This window comes from Microcoleus sp. Pol17C6 (genome assembly GCF_036701145.1).
Classification (GTDB): Bacteria; Cyanobacteriota; Cyanobacteriia; order Cyanobacteriales; family Microcoleaceae; genus Microcoleus.
In genome coordinates this window covers 1-4,005 of sequence record NZ_JAUBQH010000127.1, presented here as the reverse complement: position 1 = coordinate 4,005, position 4,005 = coordinate 1, and the positions used below count along the sequence as shown (strand labels likewise).

5 protein-coding genes are annotated in these 4,005 nt (G+C 45.0%); 2 read left to right on the top strand and 3 right to left on the bottom strand.

Annotated features, from left to right (window positions below; genetic code table 11):
- Positions 1 to 360: 360 nt before the first annotated feature.
- Positions 361 to 777: a XisH family protein gene (locus tag QUA25_RS28765; RefSeq protein ID WP_333043075.1), complete on the top strand. Its 417-nt coding sequence runs from the start codon at positions 361 to 363 to the stop codon at positions 775 to 777.
- Entirely contained in the window at positions 765 to 1,094 is a 330-nt protein-coding gene (locus tag QUA25_RS28760; RefSeq protein ID WP_106332496.1) for a XisI protein, read from the top strand. The genes QUA25_RS28765 and QUA25_RS28760 overlap by 13 nt, the downstream gene beginning before the upstream one ends.
- Before the next feature lie 491 nt (positions 1,095 to 1,585).
- Here the strand turns inward: QUA25_RS28760 and QUA25_RS28755 are convergent, their stop codons facing one another.
- The 3 genes from QUA25_RS28755 to QUA25_RS28745 all read right to left on the bottom strand — a co-directional run bounded on the left by QUA25_RS28755 (position 1,586) and on the right by QUA25_RS28745 (position 3,671).
- The gene (locus tag QUA25_RS28755; protein ID WP_333043074.1) at positions 1,586 to 2,794 is read right to left on the bottom strand and encodes an acyl-CoA dehydrogenase family protein; all 1,209 of its coding nucleotides are present in this window, start codon (positions 2,792 to 2,794) and stop codon (positions 1,586 to 1,588) included.
- Between the two features lie 68 nt (positions 2,795 to 2,862).
- Positions 2,863 to 3,243, bottom strand: a complete 381-nt coding sequence (locus QUA25_RS28750) for a hypothetical protein (protein ID WP_333043073.1) — start codon at positions 3,241 to 3,243, stop codon at positions 2,863 to 2,865.
- 20 nt (positions 3,244 to 3,263) lie between these two features.
- Positions 3,264 to 3,671, bottom strand: a complete 408-nt coding sequence (locus QUA25_RS28745) for a hypothetical protein (protein ID WP_333043072.1) — start codon at positions 3,669 to 3,671, stop codon at positions 3,264 to 3,266.
- Between the last annotated feature and the right edge of the window lie 334 nt (positions 3,672 to 4,005).

Below are 4,005 nucleotides of genomic sequence, written 5' to 3'. Positions count from 1 at the left end.
TAGAGACATAAGATAGGCTGCACACTGAAGTTATCTTTCTGTTATTATAGGATCATTCATTCTGTGGGACTCTCTTAACGGTTCACGCGATCGATTTGGCTCTTCCCTCGTGAACCCTCACCGTCCGGGGACGAGCCCGTGTGTTCCCTCCTGTTCGTAGAAGAAGAACACCTTTATGCAGCTTTAGCCTGTTTTTTTGGGCTAGTTGCTGTGAATGGCCTGATATTGCTTTATCGCTGGTGGGTGGGGGAATTATGCTCCGTGGGGAAATTTTTTGGGGTGCGATCGCCAATGGCTGTAATGATATGATGGCGGAATGGCAATCAATACTGCTCGGTTAAGCAATTTCGTGGGTATGATATGTCCGCTAAAGATATCTTTCACAATGCTGTTCGTTCAGCTTTAGAAAAAGAGGGATGGATCATCACTCACGATCCTCTCTTTATCAAGGTAGAGGAACTTGATTTTTTTATCGATTTAGCAGGGGAGAAAATTTTAGCAGCAGAGAAAGATGGCTTCAAGATTGCTGTAGAGATTAAATCTTTTATCGGTGCATCTGATTTAGCCAGCTTTTATATAGCTTTAGGTCAATTTCTCAGCTATCGTTCTGCCCTGAGAAAAAAACAACCGAACAGAATTTTGTATTTAGCAATAAACCAAGATGTGTATAATGATTTTTTCTGCAATCGTTTTATTCAAGAATTAATCGCTGAGCATCAGCTCAAATTACTCATTTTTGATGCTATTCAAGAGGGGATACTTTTATGGAAAGAGTAAACTACAGAGAATTAATCCAAACAATTCTGTCTCAACACTCAAGGAATGACTTGGATACTGAAACAGAAGTTCAATTACTTTTTGATACCGAACGGGAGCATTATCATGTGGTTCATTTGGGCTGGGACGAGCAAAAACGGGTTTACGGCTGTGTGATTCACGTTGATATAAAAGATGGTAAATTTTGGATTCAGAGGGATAGAACGGAAGCAGGAATAGCGAATGAGTTAGTAGCCGCCGGAGTTCCCAAGGAAGATATTGTTTTAGCTTTTAAAGCCCCTTACGTGCGTCAATTTACTGAGTTTGCAGTGGGGTAATTGGGATACGGAGGATTTACATTTTCATCAATAATAAAGTATTTAGTTTTGTCACGCGAGCGGAACTTACGCTTATAGAACCCATTTGAGATCTATTGCTGTAAGCGTAAGCTCTGTACGATATCGATTTTGGATTTTTTGCCACCATTGCCCCATGATTTCTCATCTTGTGGCTATTGAGTTATGTGAGACGACTTGTTTGTCTGCCTTATTTTTTAAGAAAAGATGTCAAATGGGTTCGGCGTTGCTTAATCAGGGTATGAAAAAAATAAGTTTAAAATCCAGAAACTTTGTGGATAGTGGTTTCTATGACTGGCATATTTAGCCTTTCATACCGTAAATCAGCAACGCCAAAAATTTCATTGCTCAAAAAATCACCGACTCTCTTGCTAAACAATAAATAAACGTATAGCTGGGTATTAATGTGGGTTCAAATCACATTCCAAAACGACCAGCAGAAGCAATCGTTATTTGGTAAGCTACGATTCGGCTTAGGGCGTTGGGTTAGGGGACGATCCAAAATAGGAACGATCGTAGGACTGCCCTAGAATTTCCTGACCAATGGATGACAAAACGCGATCGCGATTATCGTGCAGGACGTAAAAGGACAAGTCTCGCAATATTCGCTCTATCGGACTCGGTTGAATCAGGGAGCGAGCACCACAAGTGTTTATGCAGTCGTTCACCGTTTCAGTAGCCAGTTGCTCAGTTATGTAACGGGTCCGATTGCCTGCTTGTTTGCCCCCTAACTGCTGACCTGTTTCCCAGAGAGTGGCTGTGTGCCGCAACCAGAAATGCATAGTATCTATATTCATTGCTGCCTTAGCAATCCGGTGCTGTACGTAGGGATCGTTCCCTTTTTCCTGCTTATTGATGTATGCCAAAGCATACTCATAGGCTCCCTCAGCAGCCCCTAGAAAAGCAGCGCCATAATGAGGTGTAAACCGCGTCTGCCACTCCTCAAGAATGTACTGTCCTGGATAGCCAATCAGGTTTTCTTTAGGGATGAAAGTCTCCTCAAAGCGAACCAGGTAACTCACTGTACCTCTCATGCCAATTGGCTGCCACCAACTATCATCAAAACTAACACTGGGGTCGGATAAATTGCAGCCCAGCATCAGTACTGATGCCGGCGAGCTATTGTTATGACGCGCTCCCCCAGCCCCTGCTGGGTTGACAAGCAGAACTGCCCACTGTGCTGCTGGGGCGCTGGTAGCGAAGACCTTTGTGCCATTAACGATGTAGCCGTCATTTACCACTTGAACAGTTGTCCCCAGCCCAACTTTTTGACCTGGAATTTGAGACTGCGGTTCTCCACTCCAAGCAGCCCATTTCTCACCGCGATCGACAATGCCCTCAAACCAGCGCTTTTTCTGAGACTCATTAGCCATAGCTGTCAGTAAAACTTGGGCATTTGCGTGTCCTTCCCAGCAACGGGCTAAGGATAAATCCACCTTTGCCAATTCCTTGGTCATCATCCAGAGGGTAAAGATATCGCTATCATGTCCTAACCCTAGACCACCATATTCAGTTGGCACAGCAGGCGCATTGAGACCTGCATTAAAAAGGTCTTCAAAATTTTCCGTTGGGAAGCTGGCAGTGCGGTCATAGCCTGCGGCGCGAGTGGCGAATTTATCGCGCGCCAGTTGGCTTATGCGCTCAATCAGGGTTTGCTTATTGACTGTTAGATTGGAAATCATCTAATAGAGTTTTATAGACTTATTTTTGCTTGCTGATGAGGCCAAGCAGGACCTCTTTGAGCCTTTTCTTAGTCCAGCCGATAGTAAAACTCCCGGCACAGAAAATTGGGGTGGTTGCCATCCTTGAACTTATGAAAAGCAGCAATGACCCACAAGCCTTTGTTCATGTTAGCTGCTAACAAGGATTCCACTGAATCAAGTTCGTATCGCGCACAGAAAGCCTTCTCATTGATGTTATCGACGAACGGCGTCACTTCAGTCTCACCCCAATCTTTGGGTGACTGTGCACCATAAGCGTGCATAATGATTTGCTCATCATGCTTGGTTAGGGTAAATTTTTCGATCCATCTGGTCTTTGTATTGGAGTTAATCCAGGTACCCAAAACAGGCGTGAAATCAATAACAGTGTTCCTTTCGGGCTGGTCGCCGTAAATTTCGTTTCGCTCCATCTTGAAATCTTCCTCTTTAACTAGTGGTGAAAAAACTCGCGGGCAAAGTGACTGGTTCGACCACTACCATCTAAGTAACGGGTATAGGATTGAATGACCAAAATCCCCAGTTTTTGGTTGGCTACCAGATGCGTCTCAATCCTGTCCAGGTTGTAAAAAGCGTGGAATCCCCCTGCCATGAGCGAGGTTCCTGCGGCGTAAGGCACGACTTCAACCTCACCCCAGTCAATGGGGTCGGGTTCGTTGGCTCCATAACCCCGAAACATAAGGCGCCCTTCCCTAGAGGTGAGGACGACTCGAACCAAGTAACTGCTGTCCGGCTTAGTATTGACCCAATCACCGACTAGGGGCGAAATATCGATCGGCTCTTTGGCAGAGGGGCGCCGATCGGCCTTCATGTAAGATGCGTATTGAGTTGTTTGTTTCACAATCTAGCTCTCTACTTATGTGGTGTGGCAATTAATCAATGCGAGCCGATTATTAGGATACAACTCATGAGGATGAAACTGTAGGGGCAATCCCCCTGTAGTTGCCCCAAACTAGGCGTCATCGCGCAGCACAGTGGCGCTACCTTACAAATACCATCATCCTGCAACTATGCAAAAAAACAGCAGGATTCCTTGAGTACCTGTAGTCTTGCCCATTCAGTTCCAGCGAAAATGAAAATGGATATTTCGTATCTTATTACTGGAGTTTAGACTAAAAAAGAGAGAAGGGTGGCAAAAGCAGGACTTGAGCCACCGCGCCGGGAGAGAATGAGGG